Raw genomic sequence first — 21545 nt, forward strand, 5'->3', positions numbered from 1 at the left:
TTCCCTTATTTTTGTACTACGATATTTTCCTGGGAAGGATCAACATGCTGCAGTTGCAGCTTTTCCGTTGCGATCCGTTCAACCCGGCTGTGATCGCCGAGCGCGTTTTCTTCAAGGATCAGATTTCGCCATTCAATATCCAGCGCATCGCGTTCCAGCACCAGCTGCTCGCGTTGCGCAGTCAATAAACGAGTATGGTGGGCAGTCGTTACCACCGTGACTGCCGTAACAATGATGCAAATGAACAAGCAGAGTGGCAGTTTCCCGAACCGCAAAAGATCGTCGCCGATCACGCCAGGCAAGGCATGGCGCTCGTTGCTTCCTAACGATCCCTTAACTTTGCTTAGGGTTTCTGTCACTCTGCCGATCATGCGTTCGTCCTCTCTGCAACTCGCAGCACTGAACTACGGGCGCGTGGATTCTCTGCCACCTCTTCTTCGCCCGGCATCAACTTGCCTAATGCTCGCAACTGACGGCCACCCAGTTTCCTGAGTTGTTCTTCCGTCATCGGCAGCCCCGCAGGAACCTGAGGACCGCGGCTCTGTTCACGCATAAAGCGTTTCACAATGCGGTCTTCCAGCGAATGGAAGCTGATGATGGATAACCGCCCACCCGGGGTCAGCACGTCGAGCGAGCTTTTTAGCGCCAGCTCTATTTCCTCCAGTTCACTATTTACCCAGATGCGAACCGCCTGGAAGGTACGGGTCGCGGGATGTTTGTGCTTATCCTTCACCGGCGTGGCCGCCGCAATCACTTCGGCCAGCTCTTTGGTGCGGGTCATTGGCTCAACGCGATTGCGCTCAACGATGGCGCGCGCAATGCGCTTGCCAAAACGTTCTTCACCGAAGGTTTTGATCACCCAGGCAATATCCGCTTCGTCAGCGGTCTGTAACCACTCGGCGGCAGACTGGCCGCGCGTCGGGTCCATACGCATATCCAGCGGACCGTCGCGCATAAAGGAAAAGCCGCGTTCGGCATCATCAAGCTGGGGTGAAGAGACGCCAAGATCGAGAAGAATCCCGTCGATCTTGCCCGTAAGATCGCGCTCGGCTACATAATCCGCGAGCGCAGAGAAAGGTCCATGCACGATGGAAAAGCGTGGGTCATTGATGGTCTGTGCAACAGCAATCGCCTGCGGATCGCGATCGATTGCCAGCAGACGTCCTTCCTCACCAAGTTGGGAGAGGATCAAACGCGAGTGACCACCGCGACCAAAGGTGCCATCAATGTAGATGCCATCCGGACGAATATTCAGGCCGTTGACGGCCTCGTCCAGTAACACCGTTTTATGTTTATAATTTTCCATCATATTTATAGAGACAAGTCCTGCAGCCGTTCCGATAATGTCGCGGAATCGGACTGCTCAGCGTCGATATCTTCCTTGACCTGTTGATACCAGGTCGTTTCATCCCACAGTTCAAACTTGTTGAACTGCCCGACCAGCATCACTTCTTTGATCAGACCGGCATGTTGCCGCAGCACGGGCGCAATCAGTAATCGCCCTGCGCTATCCATCTGACATTCACTGGCATGTCCCAATAAAAGCCGCTGCACGCGGCGTTCCTGCGGGTTCATGCTCGACAGTCGCGACAGCTTTTGCTCGATAATTTCCCATTCGGGTAAGGGGTAAAGCAGCAGGCAGGGGGAGTTGATGTCAATGGTGCAAACCATTTGACCCGAAGCGTTCTCAATCAGCTGGTCGCGGTATCGGGTTGGTACCGATAAACGCCCTTTGCTGTCGAGATTGACTAACGTAGCTCCACGGAACATGCCAGTCTCACCCCTCCTCACCACTTTAACCCACAAATTCCCACCTAAAGGAGTTTACGGAGCGAGGGAAAAGCTTGTCAAGCCAGGACTCTCCCTATAAGGACCCGAAAGCCCTCTATTTACAGAGATAAACAGTCCTGGTTAATAACTGCACAACTGGCGAGGCAAAATTAACGTTATGAATATTTGTAAGAAAAAAACCGAATATGCACACTAGCGTTAAGGCTCACTCAATATCATCGCAGATAAATATAAAGTGTCAGTTTGCGACGCGGGCAGCATTTTATGACAGATTCACTGGGGATAACAGCGGCAGATTCACTCAGGCACTCAGCGGACGCGGCGGTGAGCATGCTGGCTGGCGAAGGTGAAGGAAAAACGTCTGAATATTCATCGACCGAAGAGGGTTTGTAACAAAATAATACAAAGAGAGGCTTTTAAAATCACTTCGTGGCTCTTAAAAGAACATTTAAAAAGGCAAAATGAATTAAGAAAAATAGTAGATTACGATCCCTCAGGAATTATCCTAATTTCTCTGCGGGAATTAACGCCGCGAATTATTTCAGCAAAAAGGGGCGATTTTCGCCGCCCCGTCATTTCATTTATGGCGGCTCAAAATTCCGCGATGATAGAGATTACGTTTGATACGCGTCAGACCCGGCTTCGGTTTTCGCGGTTCGTCCAGGCTTGCCAGAACGATCTCAAGCACGCGTTCAGCCACATCGCGGTGACGCTGCGCTACGGCCAGCACCGGACATTGAAGGAAGTCGAGCAGTTCGTTATCCCCGAACGTGGCAATGGCCAGGTCGGAGGGAAGCTTGCCTTCACGGCGTAAGGTCACATCCATTACCCCCTGCAAGAGCGCAAACGAGGTGGTAAACAGCGCCTGAGGCATCGGGTGCGTCTCCAGCCATTTCTCGAACAGCTGCGCAGCGGCTTCGCGTTCATAGCTGTTGGCATAGAGATAGTGAACTTCACGCGGATCGTCTTTCCAGGCGGTTCTGAACCCTTGCTCACGCAGGAAGCTTACGGAAAGCTCGGGCAGCGCGCCAAGATACAGCACCGTTTCAGCGGGGAAGGTTCTCAGCTCTGCCGCCAGCATTTCCGCGTCATCCTGATCCGCCCCCACGACGCTGGTGAAATGCTCGCGATCGAGCGCACGATCCAGCGCAACAATAGGGAAAGGATCGTTCGCCCAACGCTGGTAGAACGGATGCTCTGGCGGTAAGGAAGTTGACACAATAATGGCGTCAACCTGGCGCTGCAGCAGATGTTCAATGCAGCGCATCTCGTTATCGGGCTGATCTTCCGAGCAGGCAATCAGCAGTTGATAGCCGCGCTGGCGCGCCTGACGTTCAAGATAGTTGGCGATACGGGTATAGCTGGTGTTTTCCAGATCCGGGATCACCAGACCAATAGAGCGGGTGCGCCCGGCACGCAGACCGGCAGCGACAGCATTCGGATGGTAATTATGCTCACGAACCACCGCCATCACTTTTTCAACGGTCTTATCGCTGACGCGGTACTGCTTTGCTTTGCCGTTAATCACATAGCTGGCCGTTGTTCGTGACACGCCGGCTAGCCGGGCGATTTCATCCAGTTTCACAATTGCCCCTTAAAAAAAGAAAAGAGTCCATGGCCCTGTCAAGGTTATGGTTAAATCTTTTAACATCTAAACGCAGAAAAGCCTTCGCGGCAACCGCTTTTATCTGCGTTGTCGGCTGATTACACAAAAAAAAGCCCGGCTTTGCTGACCGGGCTGAAAGAGGCGAACCTTTTTGACAACTAACGCATGATTTTCTCGCCGCGTGACAGACCGACAATGCCCGATCTCGCCACCTCAACAATTTTTGCTACATCCCGCACGGACGCCAGGAAAGCATCCAGCTTGTCACTGGTTCCGACCAGTTGAACCGTATAGAGAGAAGGCGTGACGTCGATGATCTGACCGCGGAAAATGTCCGCATTGCGTTTGACCTCTTCTCGCCCGTAGCCGCTGGCCTGAATTTTGACCAGCATGACCTCACGCTCAACGTAAGCCCCCTGCCCCAGCTCGCTCACGCGCAGCACATCGACCAGCTTATGCAGCTGTTTCTCGATCTGCTCAATCACTTTGGCATCGCCGACGGTCTGAATCGTCATCCGCGACAGCGTCGGGTCGTCCGTTGGCGCAACGGTCAGGCTTTCAATGTTGTAACCGCGCTGTGCAAAAAGCCCAATGACGCGCGACAGTGCGCCAGACTCGTTTTCCAGTAATACCGATAATATCCGACGCATATCAGGTTCTCTCCGTTTTACTTAACCACATTTCATCCATACCACCGCCGCGGATATGCATCGGATAAACGTGCTCGGTGCCATCAACGATGACATCCATAAAGACGAGGCGGTTGTTTTTGACGTGCTCAAGCGCTTCTGCGAGCTTCGTTTCCAGTTCAGCCGGATCGGTCACCCGCATGCCTACATGACCGTAAGCTTCAGCAAGACGGACAAAATCAGGCAGAGAGTTCATGTATGACTGCGAATGGCGGCCTGAGTAGATCATGTCCTGCCACTGCTTCACCATACCGAGGTAGCCGTTATTGAGGTTCAGCACCAGTACCGGAAGTTCATACTGCAGCGCGGTGGAGAGTTCCTGAATGTTCATCTGGATACTGCCGTCGCCGGTCACGCAGACAACGGTTTCATTCGGCAGCGCCAGCTTTACCCCCAGCGCGGCAGGCAGGCCAAAGCCCATCGTGCCTAAACCACCCGAATTGATCCAGCGACGTGGTTTATCAAACGGATAATAGAGGGCGGCAAACATTTGATGCTGACCGACGTCAGAAGTTACATATGCATCGCCTTTCGTCAGTCGCCAGACCGCTTCGATGACCGCCTGCGGCTTAATGTGCTCGCTTTGCGTGTCATATTTCAGGCACTGGCGCGCGCGCCACCGTTCAATCATCTGCCACCAGTCGCGGATCTCATCCAGCGGTTGAGCCGTGCTTTCCTGGGCCAGCAGTTCCAGCATTTGTTCTAGAATCTGTCGGGCGTCGCCGACAATAGGTACATCAGCCGACACCGTTTTTGAAATTGACGTGGGATCGATATCAATGTGCAGCACGGTGGCGTTGGGGCAATACTTCGCCAGGTTGTTGGTGGTACGATCGTCAAAGCGCACGCCGACGGCAAAGATCACGTCGGAGTGATGCATCGTCATGTTGGCTTCATAGGTACCATGCATGCCCAGCATACCCAGCGCCTGACGGTGGGTCGCGGGAAATGCCCCCAGCCCCATCAGCGACGAGGCAACAGGAAGATTGAGCTTTTCAACCAGTTCACGGAGCTGTGGCTCGCACGCTGAGCTGATTGCACCGCCACCCACATAGACCACCGGTTTTTTAGCGGCCAGAAGCGTCTGCAGCGCGCGCTTGATCTGACCTTTGTGGCCCTGCGTTGTTGGGTTGTAAGAGCGCATACTCACCGATTCCGGCCAGACATACGGCAGCTTGTTAGCCGGGTTCAGAATATCTTTGGGGAGATCGACCACCACCGGTCCCGGGCGTCCGCTTGCAGCCAGCCAGAACGCTTTTTTGAGCACCCCTGGAATATCTTCGGTTTGCTTGACCAGGAAGCTGTGCTTCACGACGGGACGCGAAATCCCGACCATGTCGCACTCCTGAAACGCATCGTAGCCAATCAGCGATGTCGCCACCTGCCCGGAAAGGATTACCAGCGGGATAGAGTCCATATAGGCCGTCGCGATACCGGTAATGGCGTTTGTTGCACCCGGTCCGGACGTGACTAAAACCACGCCCACTTCCCCCGTCGCACGGGCCAGGCCGTCAGCCATGTGTACCGCAGCCTGCTCATGACGAACCAGAACATGGTCAATGCCGCCTACCGTATGAAGGGCATCATAAATATCAAGGACCGCGCCGCCAGGATAGCCGAACACTTGCTTTACGCCCTGATCGATCAGCGATCGGACGACCATTTCCGCGCCAGACAACATCTCCATGCTTTGCCTCCAGGCATTTTGTTATAGACGGACCGCCGAATTCATTTCCGCACCGTCTTGCGATCGGGACAAACCCGTCTTCTATTTTGCAGAGTGATACTTACCTTAACCGCTCGTTATAAGGCAGGCAATTAGCAAACCAGGAGAGCGAAGAGGCACTCAAAGCAGAAAAAACAGACATTGGGAGGGGATATGGTTAATTCATCTGAAATTAGAGGATGAGATGATAATTCATCGCTGAAAAGCGCGGCGATACAGGAAATCATCTATTTTTACAGGCCTGGCAGCCGTCAGATAAAAACAACAACAGAACAAAATAGCAATAAACAAAACAAAACCAGGATAAATCACATGCGAAGATGCAATTTATCCTGACACCATTAACGACGGCAGATGCTAATAAGCAACTCTTCCATCCATTGATGACCCTTATCGCGTCCCGCGGCTTCATGCCAGGAGAGATAGCAGGTACGGCTATTTAGCTTGAGCGGCAGGGGCAGAATTTGCAGATTTAACGCATCTGAGAACTCTTCCGCCAGCCAGCGCGGCGCAATAGCCACCAGCTGCGTCTGGGAGACAACGTTTAATACGCTGACCATAGCCATCCCTTGATACGCCACGCTGGCCTGTTTATCCGCAGTGTCGTACCACGGAAGGCTAAAGGAAGCATATCTGTCGAGTGCAACAACGGCATGTTGTTCGCTATATACATCACTTTCACGTAGCGGAGAATTCAGTCGCGGATGTTTTTTACTGGCAACCAGCACCATTTCATCTTTAAACAGCGGCACGCAGGAAAATTCAGGGCGGCGGAACTCTTCATATCCCAGCACGAATTCGGTTTCCTGATAACGTAACTGGTGTTCAGTGTTTTGATTTAAGGATGATTTAAAGACCAGGTTAATATTAGGCGCAATCTCTTCAACTTTATTATAAATAATCGATGTCAGATAATTATCTAATGGGCTGCAGACGCAGAGATGGAATACGCGCTCACTGCTTAAGGGTTCAAAGCCCGAGCCCGGCAGTTCATTTTGTACCAACTGCAGCGCCTGACGGATGGAGCCGAAAAGCTGGAAAGCCCGCGCTGTAGGCTGGATACCTCTGCCATAACGAACGAATAATTCGTCGTTGAACATCACTTTCAGCCTGGCAACCGCGTTGCTTACCGCGGGTTGCGACATGCCCAACGTTTGTGCCGCGCGGGTGATATTTTGCTCCTGCATGACAGCATCAAACACCGTCAGTAGATTAAGATCCACCGTGCGCAACTGTGGTTTAATTCCATCAGTAATTTGCGGCTGTTTAATATTATTTTCTGGCACTTCTGACTCCACTGTCACGCTACACTCCCTTCGCCAACGCACTGTAATAATTTCGAAAAATATGATTTACCATGCAAATATGACCAGCGAAAGAGAATTGTTTAAAAATCGGAATATATAAAGATGATGCAATCATGCTAAAATAAAAAAATCGGTTCTAAAGATATGTTTAACTTTAGAGTTGGAATGAAACCATAAACCCAATCAATATACAATTGGCATTCGGTTAATGATGACTTAAGTATTATTAAACTGTTATACCTCTCGCGATCTATTAAGTTAATATTCTGTTATCATCATTCGGTTTGCGAACCGACGAAAAACATTCATAAAACTGATAACTAAATGATATCAAAAAAGTTTAAGTACAAGACCTCAAAGGACGGATCGTCGACTAAAAAATACCCGTTATATTTATTCTTTTATGCAACCATTTTTTAAGTCCAAAATTAGACAATTCGTTAAGTCTGAAAAGTAAAATCCAGCACAATAAGCTAAAGAACATATCCTCGCTTTTCGGCCTGCCGGCACCGTTTTTATCAGCAGGGGTTGACATGAACAGCCGTATCCAGTACCACTAAAAGCATATTGAATTTAACGGAGCACGATTCATGACACGCACCACTCGTTTCACCGGTCTACTACTACTAAACGCATCCACTGTGCGCGGTAGACTGGCGGGCGAAATTCAGCGTTGAATCGTCACCAGTAAGACTAAAAACCCGCGCCACTGCGCGGGTTTTTTTATGCTCGTAGCAAGGCGCCCTAAGACTGACAAGGACCTAACCCATGAGCCAGCAAGTCATTATTTTCGATACTACTTTACGTGACGGTGAACAGGCATTACAGGCAAGCCTGAGTGTAAAAGAGAAACTGCAGATTGCGCTGGCTCTCGAACGTATGGGCGTCGACGTGATGGAGGTCGGTTTCCCGGTCTCTTCTCCTGGTGATTTTGAATCCGTCCAGACTATCGCTCGCACTATTAAAAACAGCCGCGTATGTGCCCTGGCACGCTGCGTAGAGAAAGACATCGACGTTGCCGCCGAGTCATTGAAAGTCGCCGAAGCGTTCCGTATTCACACCTTTATTGCGACATCGCCAATGCATATCGCAACCAAATTGCGCAGCACGCTGGATGAGGTCATTGAGCGCGCGGTCTACATGGTGAAACGCGCACGCAACTACACCGACGACGTTGAATTCTCCTGTGAAGATGCGGGCCGTACGCCAATCGAAGACCTGGCGCGTGTAGTCGAAGCCGCCATTAACGCGGGCGCCAAAACCATCAACATCCCGGACACCGTCGGCTACACCATGCCGTTCGAGTTCTCGAACATCATTACCGGCCTGTATGACCGCGTACATAACATTGATAAAGCGATTATCTCAGTACACACCCACGATGATTTGGGTCTTGCCGTCGGCAACGCTATCGCCGCAGTGCATGCCGGTGCACGTCAGGTTGAAGGCGCGATGAATGGCATCGGTGAACGCGCGGGCAACTGCTCGCTGGAAGAAGTGATCATGGCGATCAAGGTGCGCAAAGACATCATGGACGTGCACACCCGCATCAATCACAACGAAATCTGGCGCACCAGCCAGACCGTTAGCCAGATTTGCAACATGCCGATTCCTGCCAACAAGGCGATTGTCGGCACCGGCGCCTTCGCCCACTCCTCCGGTATTCACCAGGACGGCGTACTGAAGAACCGTGAAAACTACGAAATCATGACCCCGGAATCCATCGGCCTGAACCAGGTGCAGTTGAACCTGACCTCCCGTTCCGGCCGTGCTGCGGTGAAACACCGTATGGAAGAGATGGGTTACAAGGACAGCGATTACAACATGGATCAACTGTACGACGCGTTCCTGAAGCTGGCCGACAAGAAAGGCCAGGTATTCGATTACGACCTGGAAGCGCTGGCCTTCATCAACAAGCAGCAGGAAGAGCCTGAGCACTTCCGTCTGGATTACTTCAACGTGCAGTCCGGCTCCAGCGACATCGCTACCGCTTCGGTCAAACTGGCCTGCGGTGATGAAATTAAAGCGGAAGCGGCAAACGGTAACGGCCCCGTTGATGCGATTTACCAGGCAATTAACCGCGTCACCGAGTACGACGTTGAGTTGGTGAAATATGACCTGACGGCAAAAGGACACGGTAAAGACGCACTGGGTCAGGTGGATATCGTCGTCAACTACAATGGTCGCCGCTTCCACGGCGTGGGACTGGCGACGGATATCGTTGAATCCTCCGCGAAAGCGATGGTGCATGTCCTGAACAACATCTGGCGCGCCGCTGAAGTCGAAAAAGAGTTGCAACGCAAAGCTCAGAATAAAGAGAACAACAAGGAAACCGTGTAATGTCGAAGAATTACCATATTGCTGTATTGCCGGGTGACGGTATTGGCCCGGAAGTGATGGCACAGGCGCTGAAAGTACTGGAAGCTGTTCGTTCGCGTTTTGCGATGAAAATTACCACCAGCCACTACGACGTGGGCGGTATTGCGATTGATAACCACGGTACGCCATTGCCGAAAGCGACCGTTGAAGGCTGCGAAAATGCCGATGCCGTGCTGTTTGGCTCCGTCGGTGGCCCGAAATGGGAACACCTGCCGCCGGCAGAGCAGCCAGAGCGCGGCGCACTGCTGCCGCTGCGTAAGCATTTCAAGCTGTTCAGCAACCTGCGCCCGGCGAAGCTGTATCAGGGGCTTGAAGAGTTCTGCCCGCTGCGCGCGGATATTGCCGCCAACGGTTTCGACATTCTCTGCGTGCGTGAGCTGACCGGTGGGATCTACTTCGGTCAGCCAAAGGGCCGCGAAGGCAGCGGCCAGCATGAAAAAGCGTTTGATACCGAGGTCTATCACCGTTTCGAAATTGAACGTATCGCCCATATCGCCTTTGAATCTGCGCGCAAGCGCCGCCATAAGGTGACCTCCATCGATAAGGCGAACGTGCTGCAGTCGTCCATTTTGTGGCGCGAGATCGTCAGTGAAGTCGCTAAGCAGTACCCGGACGTTGAGCTGTCGCACATGTACATCGACAACGCGACGATGCAGCTGATTAAAGATCCGTCCCAGTTTGATGTGCTGCTCTGCTCCAACCTGTTCGGCGACATTCTTTCTGATGAGTGTGCAATGATCACCGGCTCTATGGGCATGCTGCCATCCGCCAGCCTGAATGAAGAAGGCTTTGGCCTGTACGAACCGGCGGGCGGCTCCGCACCGGATATCGCCGGCAAAAACATTGCGAACCCGATTGCGCAGATCCTCTCCCTGGCCCTGCTGCTGCGCTACAGCCTGGATGCAGGCGACGCAGCAACCGCAATTGAAAACGCCATTAACCGGGCGTTAGAAGAAGGCGTCCGTACCGGTGACTTAGCACGCGGCACGGCAGCAGTCAGTACCGATGAAATGGGCGACATTATTGCCCGCTATGTCGCAGAAGGGGTGTAATCATGGCTAAGACGTTATATGAAAAGTTGTTTGACGCCCATGTTGTCTACGAGGCGCCAAACGAAACCCCGCTGCTGTACATCGACCGCCACCTGGTGCACGAAGTGACCTCACCTCAGGCATTTGACGGCCTGCGCGCGCACAAGCGCCCGGTGCGTCAGCCGGGTAAAACCTTCGCAACGATGGATCACAACGTCTCCACCCAGACCAAAGACATCAACGCGTCCGGCGAAATGGCCCGTATCCAGATGCAGGAGTTGATTAAGAACTGCAACGAATTTGGCGTTGAGCTGTACGATCTGAACCATCCGTATCAGGGCATCGTCCACGTGATGGGGCCTGAACAGGGTATTACCCTGCCGGGCATGACCATCGTCTGCGGTGACTCCCATACCGCGACCCACGGCGCGTTTGGCGCGCTGGCGTTCGGGATTGGCACGTCTGAGGTGGAACATGTGCTGGCCACGCAGACCCTGAAGCAGGGCCGCGCCAAGACCATGAAGATTGAAGTGAAGGGTAAAGCCGCGCCGGGTATCACCGCCAAGGACATCGTGCTGGCGATCATCGGTAAAACCGGCAGCGCAGGCGGTACCGGCCACGTGGTGGAATTCTGCGGCGAAGCCATTCAGGCGCTGAGCATGGAAGGTCGTATGACCCTGTGCAATATGGCCATTGAGATGGGCGCTAAAGCAGGCCTGGTCGCGCCGGACGAAACCACCTTTAACTATGTGAAGGGGCGTCTGCACGCGCCGAAAGGCCAGGATTTTGACGACGCGGTCGCGTACTGGAAAACCCTGAAAACTGACGACGGTGCCACCTTTGATACCGTTGTCACGCTGCAGGCGGAAGAGATTGCGCCGCAAGTCACCTGGGGCACCAATCCGGGCCAGGTGATTTCCGTCAACGACAGCATCCCCGATCCGGCGTCCTTTGCCGATCCGGTCGAGCGCGCCAGCGCGGAAAAAGCGCTGGCCTATATGGGGCTGAAGCCAGGCGTGCCGTTGACCGATGTCGCCATCGATAAAGTCTTTATCGGCTCCTGCACCAACTCCCGCATCGAAGATTTACGCGCGGCGGCAGAGATTGCGAAAGGCCGCAAGGTGGCGCCGGGCGTACAGGCGCTGGTGGTTCCCGGCTCCGGTCCGGTGAAAGCCCAGGCGGAAGCGGAAGGACTGGATAAGATCTTTATCGAAGCAGGCTTCGAATGGCGTCTGCCAGGCTGCTCAATGTGTCTGGCGATGAACAACGACCGGCTGAATCCGGGTGAACGCTGCGCCTCCACCAGCAACCGTAACTTTGAAGGCCGCCAGGGCCGCGGTGGGCGTACCCATCTGGTCAGTCCGGCAATGGCCGCCGCCGCGGCAGTCACCGGCCATTTCGCCGATATTCGCAGCCTGAAATAAGGAGACAATCATGGCAGAGAAATTTACCCAACATACGGGCCGGGTTGTCCCGCTGGACGCCGCTAACGTTGATACCGATGCGATCATCCCCAAGCAGTTCTTGCAGAAGGTGACCCGCACCGGCTTTGGCGCGCACCTGTTCAACGACTGGCGTTTCCTCGACGATAAGGGCGAAGTGCCGAACCCGGAATTCGTCCTGAACTTCCCGGAATACAAAGGGGCATCCATTCTGCTGGCGCGCGAAAACTTCGGCTGCGGATCTTCGCGTGAACACGCGCCCTGGGCGCTGACCGATTACGGCTTTAAGGTGGTTATCGCCCCGAGCTTCGCGGATATCTTCTACGGCAACAGCTTCAACAACCAGCTGCTGCCGGTCACGCTGAGCGACGAGCAGGTCGATGAGCTGTTTGCGCTGGTACAGGCAAATCCGGGCATATCGTTTGAGGTGGATCTGGAAGCGGAAGTGGTGAAAGCCGGAGACAAGCGCTACAGCTTCAGCATTGATGCCTTCCGTCGTCACTGCATGCTGAATGGTCTGGACAGCATTGGCCTGACGCTCCAGCACGAAGACGCCATCTCCGCGTACGAGAAAAAACAGCCTGCGTTTATGGGCTAACGGCAATGGCCCGCAGGACGCGGGCCATTGATAAGGGTGCGTTGAGGCTCAACCACTCTGGAGAGGCGGGGAAATTTCCCCGCCAATACCGCTAACGTTTTGCTTCGTAAGCCAACACTGCCGCCAGCTCTGTTTTCTCCTGTCTGAAGTGCAGCTCACACAGCGAGTCGCGCACCATCCAGGTGAAGATCAACAGCGTCGTACAGATCAGAAACAAACCTAACAGCAGAGTACGTTTTGGCATTCCAGCCTCCTTATTGCTTTTCGACAATGAAGAGACTAACCTCGCAATGTGGGTTGTGAAGTTGGTCTCCCCATCAGTTTTTTGATGTGGGACTCTCCACTGTTTGCCTCTTGCGAAAGCCTGAGGCAAACAGCCTCAAGCACCCGCCACGCACTCTATGCGCCTTCTCTGCTCCTGTCAGAAAGTCGTTTCATTTCGTGAAGCCGCCTTCCAGAATCAGACATCCTTGACCCGGCAGGTCAGCCCAAGCGTCACCACCGAAATCGCCGCAATCATCCAGTAAACCGAGGCATGCCCATAGCTTTGCGCCAGCGCGCCCTGAATCACACCGGCAAGAATAACGCCCGTCGAAATGCTGTTGGTAAACAGCGTGGTCGCGGAGCCGGCGCGGCCGGGCATGAGATCCTGGAACCAGAGCATGCCGATCCCGGCAACAATCCCGATAAACACGGCGTTAAACAGCTGCAGCACCAGCAACGCTTCACGCGAATGGAAAAGGATCAACCCCGCGTAAAAAAGCACCCCGGCCGCCACGGCGACGATCATCATCCGGCGTTTTCCGAAGCGCTTAACGTAATACCCCGCCAGAATCATCGCCGGAATCTCCAGCCCGGCGGCGGTGCCCATCAGGATCCCCGCGAGCTTGTCCGGCAGACCCAGATCGCTGCTGATCCACAGCGGCATATCGATGATGTACATGGTGTTGCAGGTCCACATCAGCGTGGAGGCGATAAACAGCATCCGGACGTTCTTATCCTGCCAGCCGCTCACCTGGGTGATGGGCTTATCCGTCGTCTGCTCAACCCGGGCAACCGACGGCAGCGCAAAGGCAATCAGCGCCAGGCTGATAATAAAAATGCCTGCCGCGATGGAAAACATGACCGTAAAGCCGTAGTTCAGCGCCAGCATGAATGCCAGCGGCGGGCCAATGACCCACGCCAAAGAGAGCTGTGCGCGCATCACCGAGCTGAACATCACCACTTCCCGCGCCGAGTTATCGGCGTATTCACGGGCCAGCGCGAAGAGCTGCGGCATGGCGGTATTCGCGAGAGAGGCCAGCAGCACGCCGCAGGTGATGAGCGTCAGGTAGTGGCGGTTGAAGGCAAAGAGCAGCGCGTTGCCCACGGCCATCGCGCAGCAAAAGAGGATCAACTTACGGCGATCGCCCTGGCTGTCGGATCGTTTCGCCAGCACGAGGCTGACCAGGATCCCAGCAATCGCGTTGACGGTGTAAAACAGCCCCACCCAAAACGGCTGCGCCCCCACCTCGCGGCTGAGAAACAGACTCAGCGTCGGTGCCTGAAGCGCCCCTGCCACGCCCATCATAAAGGCCACCAGCATAAAAGCGGCGTACACGCCGTTCAGGCGTCGCCCCATCGTCATCAACCACAGCATGCGCAAGTCCTTGTGAAAGCGAATCGAAATTGGGTGAAAGAATAAACGAAAAAAGCCAGCAAAAACATTTTGCTGGCGGGTGATAAACACCAATACTCAGTCACACATGATCGAGGCGAGTTAGCGGGAAGAGGTCGGTTTCGTAACGTCCCACTGCATCAATTCTTCTAACGTTTTCAGCCGTTGTTCTGCACACTGGCGGGCCAGCCAGGACACTCCCTTTGTCGCGGAAAAGTACTGCTGATAAAACTGACGTGCGGTAGACCTCTTCATAATTTACCTCCTCGCTTCATCGGGAAGGATTATTGGCCTAATATAGGGATAAATAAATTGCTGGTTTTTTGTCAGGAGTTCCCCTTTTATGCCTTCTGGTCGTCTGCAACAACAATTTATCCGCCTCTGGCAGTGCTGCGAGGGGCAATCGCAGGAGACCACGCTGAACGAGCTGGCTGACCTGCTCAACTGTTCACGCCGACATATGCGCACGCTGCTCAACACCATGCAGCAGCAGGGCTGGCTGAACTGGGAAGCCGAGGCCGGACGCGGCAAGCGCTCGCGCCTGACCTTCCTCTATACCGGGCTGGCGCTGCAGCAGCAGCGGGCGGAAGATCTGCTGGAGCAGGACCGCATCGATCAGCTGGTACAGCTGGTGGGCGACAAGGCCGCCGTGCGCCAGATGCTGGTCTCGCACCTTGGGCGCAGCTTTCGTCAGGGTCGGCATATTCTGCGGGTGCTCTACTACCGTCCGATGAAAAATCTGTTGCCCGGCACGGCATTACGACGTTCTGAAACCCACATGGCCCGACAAATTTTCAGCGGCCTGACGCGCATAAATGAGGAAAACGGGGAACTGGAAGCGGATATCGCCCACCACTGGCAGCAGCTTTCTCCCCTGCACTGGCGTTTCTTTTTACGCCCGGGCATTCACTTCCACCACGGTCGCGAGCTGGAGATGAGTGACGTCATCGCCTCTCTGGAACGCGCCCGCACGCTTCCGCTCTATTCGCACATCTCGCGCATTCACTCCCCCACGGCCTGGACGCTGGATATTGAGCTGTCTCAGCAGGATAAGTGGCTGCCCTGGCTGCTGGGCTATGTGCCGTCGATGATCCTGCCCGGCGAGTGGGAATCGCTGAGCAATTTTGCCAGCCAGCCGATTGGCACCGGTCCCTACGCCGTCTCGCGCAATAACAACAATCAGCTCAAGATACGCGCCTTTGACGACTATTTTGGCTACCGGGCGTTGATCGACGAAGTGAACGTCTGGGTGCTGCCGGACCTTAACGAAGAGCTGAGCGCCGGGCTAACGCTGGAAGGCCCAACCACCGGTGAAAAGGCCGTCGAGAGCCGCCTTGAGGAGGGCTGTTATTATCTGCTGTTTGACCGTCGCACCCATCGCGGGGCGAGCCACGACGTGCGTCAGTGGGTAAGCCACATTCTTGCACCCGCGAACTTAATCTATCATGCCGACATTCAGTATCAGGCCTGGTGGTTCCCGGCCTACGGCCTGCTTCCCCGCTGGCACCACGCGCGTCCCGCACGCTGCGAAAAGCCTGCCGGGCTGGAATCCATCACCCTGACCTACTACCGCGAGCACGTGGAGCACCGCTTTATCGCTAAAATCATGATCCGGCTGCTGGCGGCCGAGGGGGTCACGCTGGAGGTCAACGAAGTCGACTATGACGAATGGCACCAGGGGGATATCACCAGTGATATCTGGCTCAACAGCGCCAACTTCACCCTGCCGCTCGATTTCTCGCTCTTCTCGCACCTGTATGAAGTCCCGCTGATCCAGCACTGCATCGATCGGGACTGGCAGCAGGACGCCGCCGGGTGGCGCGCGGGTGAGATGAATCTGGCCACCTGGTGCCAGCAGCTGCTGGCCGAACAGGCGATCGTGCCGCTGATCCACCACTGGCTGATGATCCAGGGGCAGCGCAGCATGCGCGGCCTGCGGATGAATACCCTGGGCTGGTTTGATTTTAAATCCGCCTGGTTTGCGCCGCCGGAGCCATAACGCTTTCGTAATATTCACCAAATCATTACAATACTGCCGTTCTCAACGGGGTGCTGCATCACTGATGTGCGCTGAGATAATACCCGTCGAACCTGATCCGGATAACGCCGGCGAAGGGATTTGAGGCTGTCGCTCAAAATCCTTTGCCACTCAACCCTGAGGTGCAAAGTGTTAAAAAACGTTCTTCCCCTGCTGGCGCTGGTTGCGCTGCCTGTTTTTGCTAAGCCCGTCCTGACGGTCTACACCTACGACTCCTTCTCCGCTGACTGGGGCCCTGGCCCGGTAGTGAAAAAAGCTTTCGAAGCCGACTGCAACTGCGAGCTGAAGTTCGTGGCGCTGGAAGATGGCGTGTCGCTGCTCAACCGTCTGCGCATGGAAGGTAAAAACAGCAAGGCCGACGTGGTGCTCGGGCTGGATAACAACCTGCTTGAAGCCGCGACGCAGACCAAACTGTTTACCAAAAGCGGCGTGGCGGCAGATGCCGTTAACGTGCCGGGGGGCTGGAAAAACGACACCTTTGTGCCGTTCGATTACGGCTACTTTGCTTTTGTCTACGACAAAAACAAGCTGAAAAACCCGCCGAAGAGCCTGAAAGAGCTGGTCGAAAGTGACCAGAAGTGGCGCGTGATTTACGAAGATCCGCGTACCAGCACGCCGGGTCTGGGCCTGCTGCTGTGGATGCAGAAAGTCTACGGGGATAAAGCGCCGGAAGCGTGGCAGAAGCTGGCCGCTAATACCGTCACCGTCACCAAAGGCTGGAGCGAAGCCTACGGCCTGTTCCTGAAAGGAGAAAGCGACCTGGTGCTGAGCTACACCACCTCTCCGGCCTACCACATTATCGCCGAGAAGAAAGACAACTACGCGGCTGCGAATTTCGCTGAAGGTCACTACCTGCAGGTGGAAGTGGCAGCCCGTACCGCCGCCAGCAAGCAGCCAGAACTGGCCGAGAAGTTCCTGAAATTTATGGTTTCACCGGCGTTCCAGAACGCCATTCCCGCGGGCAACTGGATGTATCCGGTCACTGACGTTGCGCTGCCCGCAGGTTTCGAGCAGTTGACCAAACCAACAGCCTCGCTGGAGTTTACGCCGCAGCAGGTTGCCGCGCAGCGTACCGCATGGGTAAGTGAATGGCAACGCGCCGTCAGCCGTTAATTCCCGGCTGGTTAATGCCCGGTCTGTTCGCCGCCCTGCTGATGGTGGCGGTCAGCCTGGGGGCGTTCCTTGCACTGTGGTTTAACGCGCCGGAGAGCGACCTGTTTGCGCTCTGGCACGACAGCTATCTCTGGCACGTTATCCGGTTCTCCTTCTGGCAGGCGTTTCTCTCCGCGCTGCTGTCGACGCTCCCGGCCATCTTCCTCGCGCGGGCGCTGTACCGCAGACGCTTTCCCGGCAGGCAGGCGCTGCTGCGCCTGTGCGCCATGACGCTGATCCTGCCGGTTCTGGTGGCCGTTTTTGGTATTCTGAGCGTCTACGGTCGCCAGGGCTGGCTGGCCTCGCTCTTTGCGTCTTCAGGCCTGGAATGGACCTTCTCTCCCTACGGGCTGAAGGGCATTCTGCTTGCGCACGTCTTTTTCAATATGCCAATGGCGACGCGTCTCTTTTTGCAGGCGCTGGAGAACATACCCGGTGAGCAGCGCCAGATTGCCGCCCAACTCGGCATGCGCGGCTGGTCATTCTTCCGCTTTGTTGAATGGCCGTGGCTGCGCCGCCAGATTGCCCCGGTAGCCGCACTGATCTTTATGCTCTGCTTTGCCAGCTTTGCCACCGTGCTCTCTCTCGGCGGCGGGCCGCAGGCGACTACCATCGAGCTGGCAATCTATCAGGCCTTAAGTTACGACTACGATCCGGGCCGCGCCGCGCTGCTGGCGATGGTGCAGATGGCGTGCTGCCTTGTGCTGGTGTTGCTGAGCCAGCGTCTGAGTAAAGCGATTCCCGCAGGAAGCAACAGCATTACAGGCTGGCGCGATCCGCAGGACAGCCTGCACAGCCGTGTCTCGGATTTTATGCTGATCGCGCTGGCGCTCCTGCTTCTGCTGCCACCACTGCTGGCTGTTATCGTTGATGGTCTGAATATGAACGTGCTGTCAGTACTGCAACAACCCGTCCTCTGGCAAGCGACATGGACCTCATTGCGCATCGCGCTGGCAGCGGGGCTAATCTGCGTGACGCTGACCATGATGCTGCTCTGGAGCAGCCGCGAGCTGTACGCGCGACATGCCCGTAGAGCCGGACACGCGCTGGAGCTGTCGGGCATGCTGATTCTGGCAATGCCGGGCATCGTGCTGGCGACAGGGTTCTTTTTGCTGTTCAACAGCACCATCGGCCTGCCGGAAAGCGCCGACGGCATCGTCATTTTCACCAACGCACTGATGGCCATCCCTTACGCGCTCAAGGTGCTGGAAAACCCGATGCGCGACGTCAATAGCCGCTACAGTTTGCTGTGCCAGTCGCTGGGCATGAAAGGCTGGCAGCGTCTGAAAGTGGTGGAACTCCGCGCGCTGAAACGCCCGCTCGCCCAGGCGCTGGCCTTCGCCTGCGTGCTGTCGATTGGCGATTTTGGCGTAGTGGCGCTCTTTGGCAATGAAGATTTCCGCACGCTGCCGTTCTGGCTTTATCAGCAAATTGGCTCCTATCGCAGCCAGGACGGCGCGGTCACGGCACTTTTACTGCTGGTGCTGTGCTTTGCGTTATTTACCGTTATCGAAAAACTCCCGGGGCGTGATGTTAAAACTGACTGATGTAACCTGGCTTTACCAGCATCTGCCGATGCGCTTCACGCTCTCCGTGCGTCAGGGGGAGATGGTCGCTGTACTTGGCCCAAGCGGCGCGGGAAAAAGTACCCTGCTCAATTTAATTGCCGGTTTTTTGCCGCCTGCCAGCGGGTCGATAGTCATCGATAATCGTGATTTCACCCATGCCCCTCCGGCTAAACGCCCGGTATCGATGCTGTTTCAGGAAAACAATTTGTTCAATCATCTTACGGTGTGGCAGAACATCGCGCTGGGGATGGATCCGGGGTTAAAACTCGATGCTGCGCAGCGGCAAAAGCTGGCGGCGATCGCCGAACAAATGGGGCTTTCCGCCTTCATCGACAGACTGCCAGGCGAGCTTTCCGGCGGCCAGCGCCAGCGCGTGGCGCTGGCGCGCTGTCTGGTGCGCGAGCAGCCGATCCTGCTGCTTGATGAGCCGTTCTCGGCGCTCGATCCCGCGCTGCGCCAGGAGATGCTCTCGCTGGTGGAGGAGGTTTGCCAGCGCGAGCAGATCACGATGCTGATGGTGTCGCACAGCATTGAAGATGCCGCACGGATTGCGCCCCGATCGGTGGTCATTGCCGAAGGACGTATTCTATGGGATGGGGAAACGGAAGAACTGCTGAGTGGTAAAGCGGGGGCGTCTTCATTGTTGGGCATTCGTACGGTCTGATGCCCTCTCCAAGGGAGAGGGAAAAGTCCTTAACGGCTGACCACTTTTAATAAAATCTCGCCGTACACTGGCATCAGCGGGTGGCGAATCAGCGCGACCAGGGCCACCACGGCCACACCCAGCGTCAGCGGGGCCAGCCAGATCAGGCGCGCGCGCGGGAGATAGCGCGTCAGGCGATCGACGCTGGCTTTCGCGCTGCGCCACAGGCGCCAGCAGAGCCAGGCCGCCAGCCACAGCAGTACCGCCGTTCCCAGCAGCAGCCACTTAAACTCACCGCTTTGCATACCGTCAGGGATATCGATCGCCGCCCCCGCCAGGATACCCGGCAGGAAGTAAAACGGCGGCCAGAAGACGCAGCCGATAATGTTCGGCACTACAAACTTCGCGACGGGCAGATCGAGCATCCCCGCCACCATCGGCACCAGCGGACGCGTTGGCCCGACAAAGCGGCCGACGAGAATGGTGAACATGCTATGCTGGTGCAGCGCATGCTCGGTTTTATCCAGCAGCGCTTTGTTCTTCTTCATAAACGACCAGCGGTGCAGCGGCTTCTTAAAGCGCCAGCCCAGCCAGAAGGAGATCCAGTCGCCCAGCAGGCAGCCGATAATCCCGGCCAGCCACGCCTGCCAGAAATTGACCTCACCGCTACCGATCAGCGCACCGAGCCCCGCCATCATCACGGTGCCGGGCAGGATCAGCCCAACCAGCGCCAGCGATTCGAGAAACGCCACCAGCGCCACGGCGATGAGCGAGTACATAACGGACTGGGTAATAAAGTGTTCCAGCAATGCCTGCATAACTATTCCGGTCAGAAAACGAATCGGCGATTCTGCTTAGCGCCCTGCACCGCGTCAAGGCATCAATTGTCTGAATAGTTTACAGGATGCTCCTGAAGTTCACCTGAATGTTTACCGTTTATTCACATCCCGCGCGGAATTCGCTCGGGCTGGCGCCAGTGCACTTCTTAAACACGCGAGAAAAATAGAGCTGATCTTCAAAGCCCACGTTGCGTCCGACGGTCGCGATAGGCATCCGGGTGGTGCTAAGCAGCAGTTTCGCCTGGCTGATGCGCTGATCTTCACGCCAGCTCAGCACGCTGACGCCAAGCTGCTGGCGGAACAGATGTGAGAGCCGCGACGGCGACAGGCAGACGTGCTGGGCGACGCTGGCGATATCAAACTGGGTGTCGGCCAGATGGTCGCTGATGTACTGGCAGGCGTCGCGGACGCGGTTGTCCAGCGGTGGGTTAAGGGATTCGTTGATGGCCTCCATGCGGCGCAGCAGCACCTGCTCGAGCAGGTTAATGGCCAGCAGCTCGGCGTAACGCCCGCCCGCCTGCCCCGCCTCAATAATCTGCGCGAACAGCTCACGAAACTGCGCCAGATGCGCCTCATCCGGACGGTAAAAACCGGTTTGCGCGAAAATGGCCGGCCACGACAGCCACTCCTGCCAGTAGGCGCGCGGACGGAAATAGACCCACTGGTGATACCACTCTTTGGCGTCCGGGTGACGCCCGTAGTGGTGGATTTCCCCTGGCGGGAACAGCAACATATCGCCGGGGCGGCAGATAAACTGCCGATCGCCGTTTTTGATCACCCCTTCCCCGCGTACGGTCAGGTTGAGAATATATCCTTTCATGCCGAGCGGTCGGTCGACGTAAAAATCGAGATATCCCTCGGCCTCGATAGGGGTCAGTCCCGCCACAAGGTGCGCGTTAAACGAGTATCCCGGCAGCAGGGGATCGTTTTGCGGTTCGGCCATAGATTCAGTTCTCCCAAAGGTCCTGAAGGAAACCAATTGTCCATATCACTAAAAGCAGGTTAAAAATGGCCCGCAAAAAGATCTTAAAAGCATCACGCCTCTTTTACGTCCGCCATGTTTCAGCCTTTCCCCCTGA

At 55.6% G+C, this 21545-nt stretch carries 21 protein-coding genes and 1 riboswitch; of the genes, 9 read left to right on the forward strand and 12 right to left on the reverse strand.

From position 1 onward, the window contains the following. Nucleotides 1-5: 5 nt before the first annotated feature. The 7 genes from ftsL to leuO all read right to left on the reverse strand — a co-directional run bounded on the left by ftsL (nucleotide 6) and on the right by leuO (nucleotide 7098). Complete coding sequence (ftsL, locus tag D5066_RS11815) at nucleotides 6-371, reverse strand: cell division protein FtsL (protein WP_006173860.1); 366 nt, start codon at nucleotides 369-371, stop codon at nucleotides 6-8. After that, entirely contained in the window at nucleotides 368-1309 is a 942-nt protein-coding gene (rsmH, locus tag D5066_RS11820; RefSeq protein ID WP_119916043.1) for a 16S rRNA (cytosine(1402)-N(4))-methyltransferase RsmH, read from the reverse strand. Before rsmH ends, ftsL begins: the two co-directional genes overlap by 4 nt. A gap of 2 nt (nucleotides 1310-1311) precedes the next feature. Continuing rightward, on the reverse strand, nucleotides 1312-1770 hold the full coding sequence (gene mraZ, locus D5066_RS11825) for a division/cell wall cluster transcriptional repressor MraZ (protein ID WP_119916044.1): 459 nt from the start codon (nucleotides 1768-1770) through the stop codon (nucleotides 1312-1314). A 598-nt stretch (nucleotides 1771-2368) separates the two neighbouring features. Continuing rightward, nucleotides 2369-3376 (reverse strand): catabolite repressor/activator, encoded by a 1008-nt coding sequence (gene cra, locus D5066_RS11830; RefSeq protein ID WP_014168621.1) that lies wholly within the window; start codon nucleotides 3374-3376, stop codon nucleotides 2369-2371. Nucleotides 3377-3555: 179 nt separating this feature from the next. After that, nucleotides 3556-4047: an acetolactate synthase small subunit gene (ilvN, locus tag D5066_RS11835; protein ID WP_045259452.1), complete on the reverse strand. Its 492-nt coding sequence runs from the start codon at nucleotides 4045-4047 to the stop codon at nucleotides 3556-3558. A gap of 1 nt (nucleotide 4048) precedes the next feature. Next, nucleotides 4049-5773: an acetolactate synthase 3 large subunit gene (gene ilvI, locus D5066_RS11840; RefSeq protein ID WP_080328695.1), complete on the reverse strand. Its 1725-nt coding sequence runs from the start codon at nucleotides 5771-5773 to the stop codon at nucleotides 4049-4051. Nucleotides 5774-6153: 380 nt separating this feature from the next. After that, complete coding sequence (gene leuO, locus D5066_RS11845; RefSeq protein ID WP_119916045.1) at nucleotides 6154-7098, reverse strand: transcriptional regulator LeuO; 945 nt, start codon at nucleotides 7096-7098, stop codon at nucleotides 6154-6156. A gap of 611 nt (nucleotides 7099-7709) precedes the next feature. Here leuO and leuL point away from each other — a divergent pair. The 5 genes from leuL to leuD all read left to right on the forward strand — a co-directional run bounded on the left by leuL (nucleotide 7710) and on the right by leuD (nucleotide 12569). Then, complete coding sequence (gene leuL / locus D5066_RS23340) at nucleotides 7710-7796, forward strand: leu operon leader peptide (protein WP_119916046.1); 87 nt, start codon at nucleotides 7710-7712, stop codon at nucleotides 7794-7796. Between the two features lie 91 nt (nucleotides 7797-7887). Then, nucleotides 7888-9459, forward strand: a complete 1572-nt coding sequence (leuA, locus tag D5066_RS11855; RefSeq protein ID WP_119916047.1) for a 2-isopropylmalate synthase — start codon at nucleotides 7888-7890, stop codon at nucleotides 9457-9459. Next, nucleotides 9459-10550, forward strand: coding sequence for a 3-isopropylmalate dehydrogenase (leuB, locus tag D5066_RS11860; protein ID WP_014882533.1), 1092 nt, complete (start codon nucleotides 9459-9461; stop codon nucleotides 10548-10550). Before leuA ends, leuB begins: the two co-directional genes overlap by 1 nt. Before the next feature lie 2 nt (nucleotides 10551-10552). Beyond that, entirely contained in the window at nucleotides 10553-11953 is a 1401-nt protein-coding gene (leuC, locus tag D5066_RS11865) for a 3-isopropylmalate dehydratase large subunit (protein ID WP_119916048.1), read from the forward strand. 10 nt (nucleotides 11954-11963) lie between these two features. Then, entirely contained in the window at nucleotides 11964-12569 is a 606-nt protein-coding gene (gene leuD / locus D5066_RS11870) for a 3-isopropylmalate dehydratase small subunit (protein WP_080328698.1), read from the forward strand. Between the two features lie 91 nt (nucleotides 12570-12660). Here the strand turns inward: leuD and D5066_RS11875 are convergent, their stop codons facing one another. The 3 genes from D5066_RS11875 to sgrT form a co-directional block, all read right to left on the reverse strand. Then, entirely contained in the window at nucleotides 12661-12813 is a 153-nt protein-coding gene (locus D5066_RS11875; protein WP_010427008.1) for a Hok/Gef family protein, read from the reverse strand. A 216-nt stretch (nucleotides 12814-13029) separates the two neighbouring features. Then, complete coding sequence (locus D5066_RS11880; protein WP_119916049.1) at nucleotides 13030-14208, reverse strand: sugar efflux transporter; 1179 nt, start codon at nucleotides 14206-14208, stop codon at nucleotides 13030-13032. Between the two features lie 120 nt (nucleotides 14209-14328). Then, nucleotides 14329-14481, reverse strand: a complete 153-nt coding sequence (gene sgrT / locus D5066_RS11885; protein ID WP_119916050.1) for a glucose uptake inhibitor SgrT — start codon at nucleotides 14479-14481, stop codon at nucleotides 14329-14331. A gap of 88 nt (nucleotides 14482-14569) precedes the next feature. On the opposite strand from sgrT, the gene sgrR reads away from it, so the two are divergent. The 4 genes from sgrR to thiQ all read left to right on the forward strand — a co-directional run bounded on the left by sgrR (nucleotide 14570) and on the right by thiQ (nucleotide 19648). Beyond that, the gene (sgrR, locus tag D5066_RS11890) at nucleotides 14570-16225 is read left to right on the forward strand and encodes an HTH-type transcriptional regulator SgrR (protein WP_119916051.1); all 1656 of its coding nucleotides are present in this window, start codon (nucleotides 14570-14572) and stop codon (nucleotides 16223-16225) included. A gap of 36 nt (nucleotides 16226-16261) precedes the next feature. After that, nucleotides 16262-16362, forward strand: a riboswitch (TPP riboswitch). Nucleotides 16363-16393: 31 nt separating this feature from the next. Next, nucleotides 16394-17377 (forward strand): thiamine ABC transporter substrate binding subunit, encoded by a 984-nt coding sequence (thiB, locus tag D5066_RS11895; protein ID WP_119916052.1) that lies wholly within the window; start codon nucleotides 16394-16396, stop codon nucleotides 17375-17377. Next, on the forward strand, nucleotides 17353-18963 hold the full coding sequence (gene thiP, locus D5066_RS11900; RefSeq protein WP_119916053.1) for a thiamine/thiamine pyrophosphate ABC transporter permease ThiP: 1611 nt from the start codon (nucleotides 17353-17355) through the stop codon (nucleotides 18961-18963). The genes thiB and thiP overlap by 25 nt, the downstream gene beginning before the upstream one ends. After that, nucleotides 18947-19648 (forward strand): thiamine ABC transporter ATP-binding protein ThiQ, encoded by a 702-nt coding sequence (thiQ, locus tag D5066_RS11905; RefSeq protein ID WP_080328704.1) that lies wholly within the window; start codon nucleotides 18947-18949, stop codon nucleotides 19646-19648. The genes thiP and thiQ overlap by 17 nt, the downstream gene beginning before the upstream one ends. A gap of 29 nt (nucleotides 19649-19677) precedes the next feature. Here thiQ and D5066_RS11910 read toward each other — a convergent pair whose 3' ends face one another. Next, the gene (locus D5066_RS11910) at nucleotides 19678-20445 is read right to left on the reverse strand and encodes a DedA family protein (protein WP_119916054.1); all 768 of its coding nucleotides are present in this window, start codon (nucleotides 20443-20445) and stop codon (nucleotides 19678-19680) included. A gap of 118 nt (nucleotides 20446-20563) precedes the next feature. After that, complete coding sequence (gene araC, locus D5066_RS11915) at nucleotides 20564-21409, reverse strand: arabinose operon transcriptional regulator AraC (RefSeq protein ID WP_119916055.1); 846 nt, start codon at nucleotides 21407-21409, stop codon at nucleotides 20564-20566. Nucleotides 21410-21545 lie beyond the last annotated feature (136 nt).

The sequence above is a fragment of the Enterobacter chuandaensis genome, from assembly GCF_003594915.1.
Lineage (GTDB): Bacteria > Pseudomonadota > Gammaproteobacteria > Enterobacterales > Enterobacteriaceae > Enterobacter > Enterobacter chuandaensis.

Excerpts from the sequence above, each read along its gene's own strand:
- ftsL (WP_006173860.1), bottom strand. The coding sequence starts at position 371 with ATGATCGGCAGAGTGACAGAAACCCTAAGCAAAGTTAAGGGATCGTTA.
- rsmH (WP_119916043.1), bottom strand. The coding sequence starts at position 1,309 with ATGATGGAAAATTATAAACATAAAACGGTGTTACTGGACGAGGCCGTC.
- mraZ (WP_119916044.1), bottom strand. The coding sequence starts at position 1,770 with ATGTTCCGTGGAGCTACGTTAGTCAATCTCGACAGCAAAGGGCGTTTA.
- ilvN (WP_045259452.1), bottom strand. The coding sequence starts at position 4,047 with ATGCGTCGGATATTATCGGTATTACTGGAAAACGAGTCTGGCGCACTG.
- ilvI (WP_080328695.1), bottom strand. The coding sequence starts at position 5,773 with ATGGAGATGTTGTCTGGCGCGGAAATGGTCGTCCGATCGCTGATCGAT.
- leuL (WP_119916046.1), top strand. The coding sequence starts at position 7,710 with ATGACACGCACCACTCGTTTCACCGGTCTACTACTACTAAACGCATCC.
- leuA (WP_119916047.1), top strand. The coding sequence starts at position 7,888 with ATGAGCCAGCAAGTCATTATTTTCGATACTACTTTACGTGACGGTGAA.
- leuB (WP_014882533.1), top strand. The coding sequence starts at position 9,459 with ATGTCGAAGAATTACCATATTGCTGTATTGCCGGGTGACGGTATTGGC.
- leuC (WP_119916048.1), top strand. The coding sequence starts at position 10,553 with ATGGCTAAGACGTTATATGAAAAGTTGTTTGACGCCCATGTTGTCTAC.
- leuD (WP_080328698.1), top strand. The coding sequence starts at position 11,964 with ATGGCAGAGAAATTTACCCAACATACGGGCCGGGTTGTCCCGCTGGAC.
- D5066_RS11875 (WP_010427008.1), bottom strand. The coding sequence starts at position 12,813 with ATGCCAAAACGTACTCTGCTGTTAGGTTTGTTTCTGATCTGTACGACG.
- D5066_RS11880 (WP_119916049.1), bottom strand. The coding sequence starts at position 14,208 with ATGCTGTGGTTGATGACGATGGGGCGACGCCTGAACGGCGTGTACGCC.
- sgrT (WP_119916050.1), bottom strand. The coding sequence starts at position 14,481 with ATGAAGAGGTCTACCGCACGTCAGTTTTATCAGCAGTACTTTTCCGCG.
- sgrR (WP_119916051.1), top strand. The coding sequence starts at position 14,570 with ATGCCTTCTGGTCGTCTGCAACAACAATTTATCCGCCTCTGGCAGTGC.
- thiP (WP_119916053.1), top strand. The coding sequence starts at position 17,353 with ATGGCAACGCGCCGTCAGCCGTTAATTCCCGGCTGGTTAATGCCCGGT.
- thiQ (WP_080328704.1), top strand. The coding sequence starts at position 18,947 with ATGTTAAAACTGACTGATGTAACCTGGCTTTACCAGCATCTGCCGATG.
- D5066_RS11910 (WP_119916054.1), bottom strand. The coding sequence starts at position 20,445 with ATGCAGGCATTGCTGGAACACTTTATTACCCAGTCCGTTATGTACTCG.
- araC (WP_119916055.1), bottom strand. The coding sequence starts at position 21,409 with ATGGCCGAACCGCAAAACGATCCCCTGCTGCCGGGATACTCGTTTAAC.